Origin of the sequence: Actinacidiphila sp. bgisy167 (assembly GCF_965342175.1) — a bacterium.
Taxonomy (GTDB): Bacteria; Actinomycetota; Actinomycetes; order Streptomycetales; family Streptomycetaceae; genus Actinacidiphila.
Map to the genome: position 1 here is coordinate 1 of NZ_CBDRBL010000208.1, position 1,225 is coordinate 1,225.

A 1,225-nucleotide genomic window follows, 5' to 3' on the forward strand; every position below is an offset into this window, starting at 1 on the left:
TACTGCAACCGCATGTGTGGGTCGTGGCCTCGGCGTTGGTAGTGGCAGCGGCGGGCTCGGGCTTGGCTGCGGCGTCGGAAGTGTGACCAGTGGAGACGGTGCTCGTTGGTATGGCAGCGGGGCGTGATGACGACGTGCCCGATCATCCGGCGGATCTCCGGGACGCTGAGGGGTATGAGGTCGTGCTCGTCGTCTCCGCCGCCCCTTTTGCGGCTTCTGCGGCGCGGGTGGCGGTCAGGTAGGCGAGGGCGGCCATCGCGAGGGTGATGTGCCGGTACCAGGCACGGTAGAGACGGACCTGGTAGTGGTCCAGGCCGCATTCGCCCTTGGCGATCTGGAAGCATTCCTCCACCTGCCACCTCACACCGGCGGTCTTGACCAGGTCTTTCAGCCGGGAGGCGACAGGCCCGTAGCAGACGTAGTAAGCGATCTCGGTGGGGTCGCTGATGCTTCGGCGGGCCAGGACCCAGTGCCCGAAGCCGTCCTCCCACTGGGCCCGGATCGCGGTCCGGGCCCAGTGGTAGAACCGCTGGCCGTGCGCGCCCGCACCGGCAGAGATCCGCTTCCATGCCTGCCGGGGCAGGTCGGCGATCAGGTCACGGACCTCGGCGTCCGTGCCGCCGGTGGTGGGCACGGTGTCGTTGACCTTGGTGGCCAGGACATAGGCGACGTGCCGTTCCTCCAGCCAGGCCCGCATGTGCTTGACCTGGCCGTATGCCTCATCCGCGGTGACCCAGGCGAAGGGCACGCGTGCGTCGATCGCGCGTTGCAGCATCCACTTGAAGTGCTCGATCTTCGTGGCGAACGGGACCTCGTCCCCGATCCCGGCCGCCCGGCACCGCTCGCGGTCGTCCGTCCAGGAGGCCGGGATGTACAGTTCGCGGTCGATCAAAGCGCGGCCTTTTGCGGAGGCGTAGGCCAAGAACGTGCCGATCTGGCAGTTCTCCGTGCGTCCGGCCGTTCCGGAGTACTGCCGCTGGACCCCGGCCGACTTCACGCCCTTCTTCAGGAATCCGGTGTCGTCCCCGATCAGGACTGCGTCCTTCGCTCCGATCGTCTCGATGACGAAGTCACGCACGTCGTCCCGGACCGCGTGCTCGTCCCAGTCGGCGAAGTTCAGCAGACGCTGGAACCCGTCCGGGCGACGCTGGCCGGCCTGCTCGGCGAGCGTCCACCCGTTCTTCTTCTCCAGCGGTGCGAGCAACGTGCTCAGGTAGTCCAGAGC

Annotated in this window: 1 protein-coding gene; it reads right to left on the minus strand. The window is 67.7% G+C overall.

Going from position 1 to position 1,225, the window contains the following annotated elements; all coding sequences use genetic code 11:
• Window positions 1–142: 142 nt before the first annotated feature.
• Window positions 143–1,225: IS701 family transposase (locus tag ACRWND_RS30810; protein ID WP_431955266.1), on the minus strand; the 1,083-nt coding region annotated here is incomplete at its 5' end.